Origin of the sequence: Oribacterium sp. FC2011, from assembly GCF_000701645.1 — a bacterium.
Taxonomy (GTDB): Bacteria; Bacillota; Clostridia; order Lachnospirales; family Lachnospiraceae; genus Oribacterium.
Map to the genome: position 1 here is coordinate 74660 of NZ_JNJM01000004.1, position 15286 is coordinate 89945.

The window sequence follows — 15286 nt, forward strand, 5'->3', positions numbered from 1 at the left end:
ATTGCAAAAGGAGACCATGGGGGCAAATCTTGCGTCCATGGTCTCAATTAGTTTATCTTGAAATTGAGTCAACCATATAGATGTAATTGATTGACTGCAAATCCAATAATGGCTTGATATGAGTCAAATCCCAAGCATATTATTGATGACTTCAATTCAAGATATTTTCATGAGAGTCAAACGATGAGTTTGATCAGAATGCTTCAAAATCTTCAAATCAACAATATGAGTCATGTTTGCAAGCAATAATGGATGACTTCCATTATGATATTGTTCAAAATGGGTCAGCTTGAAGATTTGTAACAGTTCAGCCGATCCTGTTTTTAGAACCTGGGTCAAATATTTTTTGTATCAGTGCAATTTTTTCGGGGCCAAAAAAATTTCTGTATTTGTAGTATTTTTTTCTTGACTTTTATATATCGAGGCTGTATATTATACGAGTCGCGCGGAGGTGCTGAAATTGGCAGACAGGCAAGACTAAGGATCTTGTGTCCGGTAGGACGTGTGGGTTCAAGTCCCATCCTCCGCAGCAAAGAGCAACAGGTTAGACCTGGTGCTCTTTTTTTGTTCTCAGTCTTCCCGGTAATCTCTGCTATAGCTTCTCTTTATAACTCATTATCGTTTTAATTTAATTGATTAAATCCCAACCGTGTACTAAAATTTGATGCATATTGAATTCGATATATGGAGGAACTTAATGGCTAAGGGTGATGTAATCATCCAATTGGTCAACATGGGCAAGGCATTTCACACAAGTTCCGGGGATGTTGTTGCGCTTGATGACATTAATTTGGATATAAAGGAGGGTTCCGTTCAGGGAATCATCGGACTTTCCGGCGCAGGAAAGTCAACACTTGTAAGATGTATAAATTATCTTGAGATACCCACAAGTGGTAAAGTTATTTTCGAGGGCAAGTCCCTCGGCGATCTTTCCGAAAAGGAGGTTCGCGAAGCCAGAAGAAACATGGGCATGATCTTCCAGCAGTTTAACCTTCTGGATCAGCGTAATCTTCTGGATAATGTTACCTTCCCGCTGGAAATCGCGGGAACGGACAGAAAGAAGGCCAGGGAGAGAGCCATGGAACTGCTCAAACTCGTAGGTCTCGAAGACAGAGTAAAGAACTATCCGGCACAGCTTTCCGGAGGTCAGAAGCAGAGAGTGGCTATCGCAAGGGCTCTCGCTACAAATCCGAAGGTGCTACTTTGTGATGAGGCAACCTCGGCCCTGGACCCAAAGACCACAACTCAGATCCTTGAGCTTTTGAAGCAGATCAATCAGGAGATGGGAGTCACGGTCATAGTCATTACCCACCAGATGTCGGTTATCGAAGCCATCTGCGATTCCGTGGCCATCATTGACCACAGCCACATCGCCGAGAGCGGACCTGTGGCGGAGGTATTCAGCAACCCGAAGACAGAAATCGGCCGCAGGCTTATCCTTGGGGATGGTAATGCTGACTCCGTGAAGCCGGTGGATTTCGGTGTAGACAGTAACAGGAAGATACGTATCGTATTTGACGGCCACTCTGCTCATCAGCCTATCATTTCGGATCTGGTGCTCACCTGCAAGGTGCCGGTCAACATCCTTTTTGCAAATACTAAGGAAGTTGAAGGTCAGGCAGTGGGCCAGATGGTGGTGGAGCTTCCCGGAGAGGAAGAGGATGCAGAGAAGATCCTGCATTATCTTAAGGACAACAGTATAAAGTTTGAGGAGGTGAACTGATGGACGCAGCATCAATTTCCATGTATTTTGAGGAGACCTGGGCGACCATTTACATGACACTCATCTCCAGTGCTATTTCATATCTTATAGGTATCCCCCTGGGAGTTATCCTGGTTGTAACGGATAAGGACGGTATCGCACCCTGCAATCCGGTGCACACGGCACTTGGTGTGGTTATCAATATTTTCCGTTCCATTCCGTTCCTGATCCTTCTGGTAATGGTTTTGCCCCTCACCAAATTCCTGGTGGGGACAACATTGGGACCTAAGGCTATCATTCCGCCCCTTATCATTGCTTCCGCCCCCTATATAGGAAGAATGGTGGAGTCCTCACTTAAAGAGGTAAGCGCCGGCGTTATAGAAGCCGCAAAGTCAATGGGTGCCAGCAACTGGCAGATTATTTACAAGGTGCTGATCCCTGAGGCAAAGCCAAGCCTTCTTGTGGGAGCCGCAATCTGTATCACAACCATCCTCAGCTATTCGGCTATGGCAGGTTTTGTAGGAGGCGGAGGCCTGGGAGCCATCGCCCTGAACTACGGATATTACCGCTACAAGACAGATATCATGATGATCGCGGTTGTGATCCTTGTGGTGCTTGTACAGATCATTCAGGAATTCTGGATGAGAGTTTCCAGGGCTACGGATAAGAGAGCAAGGAACTGACAAGTTTAATGTTTTCGTATTTTCTCTGGTGCTTCCCGAAGGAGTGTCAGTCTAAATAAAACCGACAGGTCAAACCTGTCGTGGGGATCACCGTTTCCCCAAAAAACGGTATACGTAAGTCCTTCGTCTGACAAGACGAAAAATCAAAGGACCAACGAGGGAGGAACATTATGAAAAAGAATTTAACAGTAGTTCTTGTAGCAGTACTTGCGGCAGCATCACTTGCAGCCTGCGGTTCATCAGAGACCAAGGCAACAACAGCTGCAGCAACAGAAGCAGCTGCAACATCCGCAGCAACATCCGCAGCAACAGAGGCTGCCAAGGAGACAGAGGCAGCAGGCGAGACAGAAGCCGCTAAGGAAACAGAGGCAGCTGCTGAGGCAGGCAGTGCCGTAGAGCCGCTTGCAGAGGCAGTAGACATTAAGATCGGTGCAACACCAAGCCCTCATGCAGAGATTCTCGAGCAGGCAAAGGATGAACTTGCAGCAGCAGGCATTAACCTTGACATCGTTGTTTACAATGATTACGTTCAGCCAAACCTTGCTACAGATCAGGGCGAGATCCAGGCTAACTACTTCCAGCACCAGCCATATCTTGATGATTTCAATGCTGAGAACGGAACCCACCTTACATCAGTGGGCGCTATCCACTATGAGCCGTTCGGAATCTACGCAGGAAAGGCAAATGATCTTTCAAACATCGCTGACAAGGCTCAGATCGCTGTTCCTAACGATACAACCAATGAGGCTCGTGCTCTTCAGCTTCTTCAGGCTAACGGCATCATCACTCTCAAGGAGGGTGTAGGTCTCACAGCTACAAAGCAGGATATCGTTGAGAATCCTCACAATGTTGAGATCCTTGAGGTTGAGGCTGCTCAGATCCCGAGATCTATCGAGTCAGTTGATTTTGCCTGCATGAACGGTAACTATGCCATCGATGCCGGCTTCAAGCCTTCAGATGCTCTTGCTCAGGAGGATGCTTCTTCAGAGGCAGCCCAGACTTATGCCAATGTTGTGGTAGTGTCAGATGCTGACGCTGATTCAGAGTGGGCTAAGAAGCTTGTTGAAGTGCTTCAGTCTGAGAAGGTTTCTGAGTACATCACAAATACTTATGAGGGCGGCGTTATCCCGATGAAGTAATATATATGCTCAACACATGAGCTGCCATCACTATATATAGTGATGATTCCCACCTACATATGGATTTTTGATCCCTGCAGACATATGCTCTGCAGGGATTTTTCTTTGCTCCCGAAAACAATAATATGACAAAATTTAAGTGATTATTTAAGATTTTAAAAATCAAGTTGGAATTTTCAACAAAACATCGGCGAAACCGGCGAAAGCCCGGAAGACCGCGAAAATGCTTGATTTATACCCCTGTAATCTATGAGAAATCGTGGGTGGATTTTTAGGTGGAAATTGCTAAAATTCTCCGTTTTTTACAAAAAATTGACTTTTGGATATTTGGTATTTAAATCCGGTGGAAATAGTAGTATAGTATTTCTGCACACAAGATATAGTGTTTTTAGAGACGAGAAAAACAATATTTGGTAAAAACACTATAGAAGAAATATATTTTTGAAAATGCACTTAGGCTGATGAAATTACGAAATCATCAGAAGATGTCGAGGCCGAAACATTGGTCCGGGCACAAAATATAATAAAGATTTTCGAGGTTCGGGTTAAAGGGAACTGGTCTGAAATTCTTTCTGCGGTGTGGATGTAAATAAAGGGGGAGCAGATATGGAAGTTTTAACAGAAGTCGTAAAACAGAATGTTATCAAACGTAACGGCAAGGAAGTCCAGTTTGATATTTCAAAGATCGCTAACGCTATCCGTAAGGCAAACAATGAGGTAGAGCCTATTTATCAGATGAATGAGTACCAGATCATGGGCATTTCCGAGAATGTTGCCGCAAAGTGCGCAAAGCTCAATCGTGCGGTATCGGTTGAAGAGATCCAGGATATGGTTGAGACCGGCATCATGGAGATGCGTGGTTATGAGGTTGCTCAGAAGTATGTGCGTTATCGTTACAAGAGAGAGATCGCACGTAAGTCAAACACAACCGATGATGAGATCCTTTCACTTATCGATCAGTCAAACGAGGAGCTGAAGCAGGAGAATTCCAACAAGAATCCTGTTATCAATTCTACACAGCGTGATTACATGGCAGGTGAAGTTTCCAAGGATCTTACAAAGAGACTTCTTCTTCCCGAGGATGTGGTAAGAGCTCATGACGAAGGCATTATCCACTTCCATGATTCTGATTACTTCGCTCAGAAGGAGCATAACTGTGACCTCGTAAACCTCGAGGACATGCTGATGAACGGCACAGTTATTTCTCAGACCATGATCGAGAAGCCACACAGCTTCTACACAGCCTGCAACATCACAACGCAGATTATTGCGCAGGTTGCTTCCAACCAGTACGGCGGACAGTCATTTACATTGTCACACCTTGCTCCATTCGTAGACATTTCCCGTCAGAAGATCAGAAGCCAGGTTGAGGAGGAGAATGCTGAGGCCGGCGTTCAGATGACAGCCGAGCAGATCGGAAAGATCGTTGAGAAGCGTCTTCACGAGGAGATCACAAGAGGCGTTCAGACCATCCAGTATCAGCTCATTACTCTCATGACCTGCAACGGCCAGGCTCCTTTCGTAACTATGTTCATGTACCTGGATGAGGTTCCTGAGGGACAGACAAGAGATGACCTTGCGATGGTTATCGAGGAAGTTCTGAAGCAGAGAATGAAGGGCGTTAAGAACGAGAAGGGTGTCTGGATCACACCGGCATTCCCGAAGATCATCTACACTCTCGATGAGGATAATGTTTACCCTCAGTCAAGATACTATTACCTTACAGAGCTTGCTGCCAAGTGCACAGCCAAGAGAATGGTTCCGGATTACATCTCCGCTAAGAAGATGAAGGAGTACAAGGGCGATGTTTATCCTTGCATGGGATGCAGATCCTTCCTTACACCGGATAACGAGTCACTTGCAGAGGGTCTTTGCGATGCAGGAAACAAGTCAAACAGCAAGACTTATACAGAAGGCAAGCATAAGTATTACGGACGTTTCAACCAGGGCGTTGTAACCATCAATCTTGTAGACGTTGCATGTTCAGCTCACGGAGATATGGACGAGTTCTGGAAGATCTTCGATGAGAGACTTGAGCTCTGCCATAAGGCATTGAGACTCCGCCATGAGAGACTTAAGGGCACAACCTCAGATGTTGCACCTATCCTCTGGCAGTATGGTGCACTCGCAAGACTTAAGAAGGGCGAGAAGATCGACAGACTTCTCTATGGCAACTATTCAACCATCTCCCTTGGATATTCAGGTCTTTACGAGATGTGCGTACGCATGACAGGAAAGTCACACACAGATCCTGAGGCAAAGCCATTTGCACTTCAGGTAATGCAGCACATGAATGACAAGTGTGCAGAGTGGAGAAAGGCAGAGAACATCAGCTACTCACTTTACGGTACACCGATGGAGTCCACAACTTACAAGTTTGCAAAGGCTCTTCAGAAGAGATTTGGAATCATCGAGGGCGTTACAGATCACAACTATGTAACAAACTCTTATCACGTAAATGTTCGTGAGGAGATCGATGCATTTACCAAGCTTAAGTTTGAGGCTGATTTCCAGAAGCTTTCACCGGGAGGAGCTATCTCTTATGTAGAGGTTCCTAACATGCAGAACAACATTCCTGCAGTACTCAGTCTTATCAAGTTCATCTATGACAACATCATGTATGCTGAGCTTAACACCAAGTCAGATTATTGCGAGTGCTGCGGCTATGACGGCGAGATTAAGATCATAGAGGACGATATGGGCAAGCTTGTCTGGGAGTGCCCTAACTGCGGAAACCGTGATCAGAGCAAGATGTCCGTTGCCAGAAGAACCTGCGGATACATCGGAACCCAGTACTGGAACCAGGGCCGTACCCAGGAGATCAAGGACAGAGTGCTTCATCTGTAAAAGTCATTTACATTCATTGTAGACATACACCCCAATTCAGGAAAGCTCCGACCTCGCAGAAAAGGTCGGAGCTTTTCTTTTTTTGATGTTGCATTATATGTGTGTGAACAATTATAATAATTAGGTTATAGAAAGATATAGAAGGAAAGATCAAGGAATCGAGTTATGAAAATAGGATTTTCAGAATTAATCATCATTTTCGTCGTGGCGCTCATCGTCATCGGTCCTGACAAGCTTCCTGAATATGCAAAAAAGCTGGGGGAATCCCTGAAGGCATTCAGGAATGTCTCAAACGATCTGACAAAGGACATCAGGGAATCGGTGATAGAACCTTTGGAAGAGGCACAGAAGCCCATAAAGGAAGCTATGCAGCCGGTTACCGAAGTGGCAGATGAGATCAAGAAGAACATCGATGATGTGAAGAAAACGGTGAATGACATCGGAAAGCCTTCATCTGTAAAACCGGAGCCTAAGGCAGAGGAAAAGACGAAAGAGAATGGGGCTGAAACAGCCACAGCAGAGGTAGAAAAGGCTGAAGAGAATAAGACAGAGTTGATTTCAGATGAACCTGGTACCGTTGCAGAAGAAGTGACATCAGAAGAAAAGCTTGAAAAGAAAGATTCTGAGTCAGCTGCAGCTGATTCCGGAATGGCTGAAGAAAAAACGAAGAGCGATAATCAGTCAAACGAGGCGAAGTCAGAAGAGCATTCAGAAACCAAAGACACAGATGCTGAAGAGGCAAAGGCTGAGAAGCCTGCCGAAGAAACCGGCAAATTTGATACAGTCGGTCATTACAGAGCATAATGTTTAAAACAAAAGAGCTGATTAAATCTGCATCTGCATGTCAGAAATAAACGGCAAAAATATGTATTTATAGAGGAGAAAATCATGAAAATCGGAACACAGGAATTATTAATCGTACTTGCAATTGTTGTAATCGTATTCGGACCTACACAGCTTCCTAAGCTTACAAAGATGTTTGGAAAGTCTGTAAAGAGCTTCAGAGACGGCATAGCTGATTCAGAGGAAGAGAGTAAGGACAAGGAAGATAAAGTAAGCGAGACAAAGGCAGCAACTGATGAAAAGAAAGACTGAGAAGAAGCCGGCTGATGGCGAGATGACACTGAGCGGTCATCTCACAGAGCTTAGAAACCGCATCGTTGTAATCGTGGTGGTGCTGGTGATAGCGGCGTTTGTAGGACTGGGGCAGGCCGAGAAGATCGTGTCTGTGCTTCTTGATATAGGAAGAGCCAAGGGCTACCAGTTTGTATATCTGGCACCACAGGAAATGCTTATCCAGTTTTTTTCAATCTCCCTCATTTTTGCAGCTCTTATTGGGCTGCCTCTTATATTCTATGAGGCATACGCATTTATGAGTCCGGGACTCAGGAAATCCGAAAAACTGTTTTTCCTGCTGGCTATCATCTTTGGCATCATTTTTGGATTTTTGGGGATATTGTTTGCTTACAAAGTGCTGATACCCTTTATGCTCTATTTTTTGCTTGATGTAAGTAGGGGTGTTAATGTCTCAGCTTCAATAAGTGTCGGAAATTATATTTCCTTCCTAATGACCATATTCATCATTTTTGCGGTGATATTTGAGTTTCCGGTTGTCACAGTGCTGCTTACTCAGCTCGGAATACTGAAAGTAGAGTGGATGAAGAAGGCCAGAAAGATAATGATCGTTGTGATTTTTATCATGGCGGCCATAGTTACTCCTCCGGATATAGTATCCCAGGTAATGGTGGCTCTTCCAATGCTCCTTCTGTATGAACTCAGTGTCATCCTTTGCACAGTTTTAGGAGCCTTCAGGAAAAAATCTGTTGAAGTTCCCGAGGAAGATGACGAAAACGAATAAGCCACCGTTTTAAAGCGGCAAAATGAGGATTAAAATGAATTACGCGGAAATAAAGCATTTTGATATAGCAAACGGACCGGGTGTCAGACTCAGCCTCTTTGTTTCAGGCTGCACTCATGCATGCCCGGGCTGCTTCAACAAAATCGCCTGGGATTTCAATTACGGAAAAGAATTCACAAAGGAAGTTGAAGACAGCATTCTCGACGAACTATCCGATGAAGCATATCAAGGCCTTACGCTTTTAGGCGGAGAACCCTTCGAGCCGGAGAATCAAAAAGGACTTGTTTCCCTCGTAAAAAGGTTCAAGGAAAGATATCCGGAAAAGGACCTTTGGATATTCTCCGGTTACCTCTTCGATGAAGATATGCTTGATCGCATGTGGTCTCAGATCCCCGAAACCCGGGAGATCCTTGAAAGAACCGATGTCCTGGTAGACGGCGAATTCAAACAGGACCTTAAAGACATCACCCTTCTCTACAAAGGTTCCTCAAACCAGAGAACCATTGACGTCCAAAAGTCCCTTAAAGCAGGTCACATCGTCCTCTGGGACCCCGGCGACAACCTCACAGTTTCAAACACATCACATTTGTAAAAATGTTTGATGTCTAATAGCTCATACGGAATATAAAACGTAGCCGTAGCAGGAGGGCATCCATTTAAAGGCGAGTCGCCTTTAAACGGATGCCCTCCGGCTTCGGCGTATTCTATGCCGGTTTTCTTTAAATCCCAACCCGAAAAACAATTTTTCTTTTAACACTTAACAAAAACCATATTCTGCCGATATGAAAGATAGACAGTGTAAAAACTTAGCAGTAATGCGAAATTCATACCAGGCAGGAGGCAGTATGAGTAAGTTAGAAATGAAAAAGACAGAGAACGGCAAAGGTAAATTTGTGAGCCTTGCTGTCCGCATACCAACCATAGTTGTTGGTGCGGTTCTTGTCGTAGTTGTGATCATTTGCATAGCCTTTGGTGTTCTGACCATCAGGTCCATCAATGACCTTGCAAAGAAACAGATCAGTAATGTTGCCAGGGAAAATGTTCTTACTATCCAGAAGTATATGGATGGTATGAATATCTATGCGGATACCCTGGGCGACAGCGTAATGAATTACAGGAACTTGGGAAGAGAGGACGGAGAAACGGCGATAATTGAAGCCCTTACCCGTGCTGTTGAGTCCGGCAAGATTTTTTCTGCGTATTTTGCATTTGAACCAAATGCATTTTTCAGTGATACAGATAATGGATTATCGTATTACGTTTATAAAAGCGGAAACGGAACTGCAACGGATATCCTGAATGACTTTGATTCATACGGTGAGGCAGATTACTATGCGCCTACAAAGGCAAGCCTTAAAACACACCTTACCGATCCCTATGAGTATGAGCTTTCAGACGGAACCGCTGTATGGCTTATTACATTAAGTACACCTATCGTGGAAAACGGTAAGTTCATCGGTGTTGCCAACTGCGATATGCTCCTTGATACCTTAAAGGATCTTGACTATACAAACGGCAATTACAAAACATCATATATGACCATAACCGATGACAAGAATACCTACATTGTTCATTCCAAGACCCCTGAAGCTGCAGGACAGGTTGTGGATTACAATGAAGGCATAGTTCAGCGTGTTCTCGGAGGAGAGACTGTAATAAGAACCGATATCCAGGACAAGATTGACGGGGCAATGTCCTTTGTGGTATTTACTCCGGTACTGCTTGAGGGTTCGGATCTTCAGTGGGTACTCACCAATATCGTTCATCGCTCAGAGGTATATGCACCGGTTTATACATCACTTCTGATAATCATAGTGATAGGAATAATCGGAATCGCAGTCCTCGCATTCGTGGCATTCAGCATTGTCCGTTCAGCCCTTGCACCTATCAAACCGCTGATGAAAACGGCTGAAGACGTAGGTGAATTCAGACTTTCCGACGCTCAGAATAATTACGAATATCCAAACAATGAATTTGGAAAACTTGCGGATACCTTCCTTTCCATGTCTGATAACCTGAAATCCATCATTTCCGATGTGGATGTGGTTCTCAGCGGAATGGCAGAAGGTGATTTTACCGCCAACAGTTCATGCCCTGAGAAGTATGTCGGTGACATGAAAAATGCTCTGATGTCCATCAATTCAATTCAGGAAAATCTGGGAAATACCCTCAAGGATATCAGTGAATCCGCAGAGAGAGTGGCAGTGAATTCGTCTCAGATTTCAGACGGATCCCAGGCATTGGCACAAGGCGCTACCGAGCAGGCAGGTTCTGTTCAGGAACTTAGCGGCACCATTAACAACGTCAGTGAGGAAGTCAGAAACAATGCCGATAATGCAGGCAACGCAAGTACCATTGCTCTTCGCACCAAGGAAGCCATTGCAGCAAGTAATGAAGAGATGAGCAAGCTTACAGCATCCATGGATTCCATAGAAGAAGCCTCAAATAAGATACAGGATGTCATCAGCATCATTGACAATATCGCTTTCCAGACCAACATCCTCTCCCTCAATGCAGCTATCGAGGCGGCAAGAGCGGGACAGGCAGGAAAGGGCTTTGCGGTTGTTGCGGATGAGGTAGGAAACCTTGCAAAACGCAGTCAGGAAGCAGCACAAAGTACCAGCGATCTCATACAGATGGTTACTGAAGCGGTTGACAGAGGAAAAGGCATTACCGATGATACGGCAGAAGCTCTTGAAAGAGTATCCGGATACGCAGATGAGACCAATGACATGATCAAGGATATTTCCGAAGCATCCATAAATCAGTCGGAAGCACTTGAACAGATAAGCATTGGCATCGGACAGATCTCGGAGGTTGTACAGACCAATTCCTCAACCTCTGAACAGAGCGCGGCAGCCAGCATTGAGCTTGCCAATGAAGCAAATAAGCTGAAGGAAATCGTAAAGCCTTTCAAGCTTAGGTAATGGAAATTTTGTCGTATGAATGCTTAAGTATCGAGAGGTGAAAAGAGTATGTCTAACATAAATAATAAAAATAAAAAAAGACCATACATGAGCCTTGCAGTGCAGATACCTATGGTGCTGGCAGTTACCGTATTTGTGGTTATCGCCGTCATGTGCATTGTTTTCGGAATAGTTACCTTCAAAAACATTGACACTATGGTTCAGACCCAGATAGAAAATATCGCGGATCAGAACGTGACAACGGTACAGAAATATGTCAGCGGTATCGAGATCTACGCAAGCTCTCTTGGCGACAGTATCATGAATTACCGCGAAATGGGCAGAGAGAAGGGTCAGGAGGCTATCCTCGAGTCCATGAGAGAGGCTGTTAATTCCGGAAGAGTATTCGCAGCCTACTATGCCTTTGAGCCTAATGTTTTCTTCCCGGACACACCGGATGGCCTTTCCTATTACGTATATAAGAGCGGAGGCAGTCTGGGCACGGATATCCTGACGGATTACGATAGTTACGGAGTTGCCGACTACTACGTTCCTGCTAAGGAAAAAGGTCTCACCCATATAACAGACCCGTATGAGTGGACCTGTGAAGACGGTTCAGTCCTTCATCTGATCACAATTTCAACTCCTATTATGGATGACGGAAAGTTCATCGGAGTTTCAAACTGTGATGTGGAGCTCAGTTCCATGGCCGATCTGGAATATTCAAACGGTGGCTATAACAGTGCTTATGTTACAGTTAATGATTCCAACAAGACCTATCTCGCAAATACGGGAGATCCGGCGACTGTTGGTACGGCAGCTGATTTTTCTGATTCCATCATTGAAAGTGTTACAGGTGGAGACAGACTCCTGAAGTCAGTTAAGGACAATATCGGCGGCAAGGACTCCTTCGCGATTTTCGTACCGGTTAAGATCAACGGAACGGATATCAACTGGGTTCTCACCAGTATCGTTCATAAGGATGAAGTAAGGGCAGCGGTTTATCAGTCCCTTATGATTGTTGCGATCATAGGAATCATCGGAGTAGTTGCACTTGTTATGATTTCATCATATGTTGTCAACAAGTCTCTGGCACCGGTTAAGCCACTTATGAAGATCGCAGAAAATGTGGGAGAGTTCAATCTCAGTGAAGTGGATAGTAATTACAAGTATCCTAATGATGAGATTGGTGAGCTGGCCGGAACATTTACGCATATGTCTGAGAATCTTAAGCGTATCATAGAAGATCTCGGATTCATGCTTTCTGTAATGTCAGATGGAGACTTTACAGTTGAGAGTACCTGTCCCGGAAATTATGTGGGAGATATGAGATCGGCTCTTAATTCCATGAATACAATTAAGTCCACTCTTGGACGGACTCTGAAGGACATCAGCATTAGCGCAGGTAAGGTTGCGGACAATTCTTCACAGATTTCCGATGGTTCCCAGGCTCTTGCCCAGGGTGCAACCGAGCAGGCAGGTTCCGTTGAGGAGCTTAGTTCCACCATCAGTTCGGTAAATGACAAGGTGCAGACCAATGCTGAGAATGCCGAAAAGGCAAGTAAGATTGCCATGCGCACCAAGGATGCCATTACCGAGAGTAATCAGGAGATGCATAAGCTTACGACTTCCATGGATGAGATCGAGGAAGCTTCCAACAAGATCCAGGATGTCATCAGCATTATCGATAATATCGCTTTCCAGACCAATATCCTTTCTCTCAATGCTGCCATTGAGGCTGCAAGAGCGGGTCAGGCAGGCAAGGGCTTTGCGGTTGTTGCCGATGAGGTAGGAAATCTTGCGAAGCGCAGTCAGGAAGCGGCTCAGAGCACCAGCGATCTTATTCAGATGGTTACTGAGGCAGTAAACAATGGTAAGGGTATCACTGATGATACAGCGGATGCTTTGGAAAAGGTTTCAGGCTTTGCGGATGAGACCAATGAGATGATCGGACAGATTTCCGAGGCGTCACACAAGCAGGCGGATGCTCTTGATCAGATCAGTATCGGTGTCGGACAGATTTCCGAGGTTGTACAGAATAACTCATCAACTGCGGAGCAGAGCGCTGCCGCAAGTATCGAGCTTGCAAATGAGGCAAAGCGGCTGTATGAGTTGGTGGAGCGCTTCAAGTTACCATAATGAATATAGAGGATGCCGTTCACGGCATCCTCTTTTTTTGGTATAATATTCTAAGTGACTTGAAGCGGAGGGTGTAGAAATATGATGACTATAGCTCAGATTAAGATGTTTGCTAAAAGACAGTTGAGGGGCAATAAGATGGCGGCGGCGGGAGCCATGATTTTGACATTGGTCTGCGTCATGCTTTGGAGTTTTGCGCTGTTTTGTACTGTTTTTGTGGGTATCATAGCGCCTGCTACGGGTAGATTTTTAATCCCTGGATTAGTGGGAGATGAGAGGCGGAAGCTTTTGTTTTTTGTGGGGATAGGCATCATTATCGCATCCCTTCTGTTTATTGGGCTTTTCCTTTATTCGGGGCTGATGCTCGGCACTCAGAAGCTTTACCTTAATATCGCAAAGGGCAGACGGGTTTCGGCTTTTGATGTGTTTAAGGGCTTTTCGGACGGTGCCCATCTAAGTCATTTTTTCTCAGTTATTCTCATTATTTTGCTTATACAGATTCTGATCATGGTTCCTGAAACTGTTATAGGGATTGTTTACGGCAAAAGATCCATGGATTACAAGATCACAAGTTATATCGCAAGTTTTATCATGTATATCGTTGCTCTTTTTCTCAGTATGGCAAGTTTTGCGTCTGCGGATCATCCGGAAATGGGTGCATGGGAAGCCATCGGCGTTTCGCTTCATCTTATGAGAAAAAGAAAATTTAAGCTTATGTGTCTGGAGCTCAGTTTCATTGGATGGTTCGTGATTTTCGTCATAACCTTTGGTATTGCCGGACTTTGGATCATACCGTACTTCAATACTTCTTTAAGTATCTTTTATCTAAGTGTATACGGTCAGGATTACATCAGTACTCCGAAGGATGTTTATGTCAGGGGGGATGCAAAACCTGATGCCGAGAAGCCGTCCATAGCTGAAGCGGTGATGGCGGGCTACACGGAACCGGAGGATGTGGAATCGGAATCATCAGCTTCGGAGTATAAGGCGGCAGATACTAAATCCGGAAGCAGAAGCTTTGAAGAAGTGAGGAGTGAGTTTACAAATTTCGGTGGATATGAGGATAATGCTTCTGCAGATTCAGGTACATATGGTACAGATGATTCTACAGTGAGTGATGGCACAGCCACAAGCGTGACTGAAGTCGGCAGCTTCTTAAATGCTGAGAATAACGACACTGAAAATTCTTTTGGAAATGAAGAGAGCGACTTTGATAAGACTTATGATGCTAAATCGGATATGGGTGCCGGAACAATTAAGCCGGAGGAAGGTTTAAAGAAAAACTACAATACCGAAGAGGATGCATACGCTGCTTACGTACAGTGGAAAAAGGATCACGACATCACCATTGACAATCCGGATCCGTTCCACAACATTCACCATAAGAGTAATGAGAAGGGTAATGCAGGCGAGGAGTAAATTGAATGGTAGGTCAGACCCCCTTAAGAATTATGTAAGGGGGTCTGACCCCAAGGGGAGCTCCGCAAAGGAGTATAAAGGGGGAAAATATGAAGTGTCCGTTTTGTAATGCAGAAGATACCAGAGTTATCGATTCCAGACCGGCTGATGACAATACAGCCATCAGAAGAAGACGTCAGTGTGAGACTTGCGGAAAGAGATTCACAACCTATGAAAAGCTTGAGACCATTCCTTTGATGGTTATCAAGAAAGATCAGAGCCGTGTGCCATATGATCGTTCGAAGATTGAGGCAGGTATAGTGAGAAGCTGTCACAAGAGACCGGTATCCACGGCTGAGATCAGTAATGTGGTGGATGAGATTGAGAATGAGATTTTCTCAATGGGAGACCGTGAGATAACAACATCTGAGATCGGAGAGCTTGTTATGAATAAGCTGAAGGCTCTTGATCAGGTAGCTTATGTAAGATTTGCGTCAGTTTACAGAGAATTCAAGGATGTTAATACTTTTGTGGATGAGATCGGCAAGCTGCTGAAAACTCAGAAAAAGGAAAAATGATATAAACAGCAAAGCTGACATTTGATTGAGGAGACC

At 44.8% G+C, this 15286-nt stretch carries 12 protein-coding genes and 1 tRNA gene; all 13 read left to right on the forward strand.

Features of this window, described 5'->3' with window-relative positions; genetic code table 11:
- The first annotated feature begins 445 nt into the window (after window positions 1-445).
- The 13 genes from T357_RS0104355 to nrdR all read left to right on the forward strand — a co-directional run bounded on the left by T357_RS0104355 (window position 446) and on the right by nrdR (window position 15250).
- Window positions 446-529: transfer RNA gene (locus T357_RS0104355), tRNA-Leu, on the forward strand.
- Window positions 530-697: 168 nt separating this feature from the next.
- Entirely contained in the window at window positions 698-1723 is a 1026-nt protein-coding gene (locus T357_RS0104360; RefSeq protein WP_031549145.1) for a methionine ABC transporter ATP-binding protein, read from the forward strand.
- Window positions 1723-2385: a methionine ABC transporter permease gene (locus tag T357_RS0104365; protein ID WP_031549148.1), complete on the forward strand. Its 663-nt coding sequence runs from the start codon at window positions 1723-1725 to the stop codon at window positions 2383-2385. The genes T357_RS0104360 and T357_RS0104365 overlap by 1 nt, the downstream gene beginning before the upstream one ends.
- 170 nt (window positions 2386-2555) lie before the next feature.
- Window positions 2556-3524: a MetQ/NlpA family ABC transporter substrate-binding protein gene (locus tag T357_RS0104370; RefSeq protein ID WP_031549150.1), complete on the forward strand. Its 969-nt coding sequence runs from the start codon at window positions 2556-2558 to the stop codon at window positions 3522-3524.
- A 606-nt stretch (window positions 3525-4130) separates the two neighbouring features.
- A complete protein-coding gene (gene nrdD / locus T357_RS0104375) occupies window positions 4131-6371 on the forward strand; it encodes an anaerobic ribonucleoside-triphosphate reductase (protein ID WP_031549152.1) in 2241 nt (746 codons plus the stop codon).
- Between the two features lie 165 nt (window positions 6372-6536).
- A complete protein-coding gene (locus tag T357_RS22310) occupies window positions 6537-7175 on the forward strand; it encodes a Sec-independent protein translocase subunit TatA/TatB (RefSeq protein WP_049962261.1) in 639 nt (212 codons plus the stop codon).
- Window positions 7176-7259: 84 nt separating this feature from the next.
- Entirely contained in the window at window positions 7260-7466 is a 207-nt protein-coding gene (locus T357_RS0104385) for a Sec-independent protein translocase subunit TatA/TatB (protein ID WP_031549155.1), read from the forward strand.
- Window positions 7450-8229, forward strand: a complete 780-nt coding sequence (tatC, locus tag T357_RS0104390) for a twin-arginine translocase subunit TatC (protein ID WP_031549158.1) — start codon at window positions 7450-7452, stop codon at window positions 8227-8229. The genes T357_RS0104385 and tatC overlap by 17 nt, the downstream gene beginning before the upstream one ends.
- A 34-nt stretch (window positions 8230-8263) precedes the next feature.
- Complete coding sequence (gene nrdG, locus T357_RS0104395) at window positions 8264-8821, forward strand: anaerobic ribonucleoside-triphosphate reductase activating protein (protein ID WP_031549160.1); 558 nt, start codon at window positions 8264-8266, stop codon at window positions 8819-8821.
- Window positions 8822-9074: 253 nt separating this feature from the next.
- A complete protein-coding gene (locus T357_RS0104400) occupies window positions 9075-11156 on the forward strand; it encodes a methyl-accepting chemotaxis protein (RefSeq protein WP_031549162.1) in 2082 nt (693 codons plus the stop codon).
- A 48-nt stretch (window positions 11157-11204) separates the two neighbouring features.
- The gene (locus T357_RS0104405; RefSeq protein WP_049962262.1) at window positions 11205-13274 is read left to right on the forward strand and encodes a methyl-accepting chemotaxis protein; all 2070 of its coding nucleotides are present in this window, start codon (window positions 11205-11207) and stop codon (window positions 13272-13274) included.
- A gap of 81 nt (window positions 13275-13355) precedes the next feature.
- Entirely contained in the window at window positions 13356-14693 is a 1338-nt protein-coding gene (locus tag T357_RS0104410; protein ID WP_031549166.1) for a DUF975 family protein, read from the forward strand.
- 89 nt (window positions 14694-14782) lie between these two features.
- A complete protein-coding gene (nrdR, locus tag T357_RS0104415; RefSeq protein ID WP_031549168.1) occupies window positions 14783-15250 on the forward strand; it encodes a transcriptional regulator NrdR in 468 nt (155 codons plus the stop codon).
- The last annotated feature ends 36 nt before the right edge of the window (window positions 15251-15286 follow it).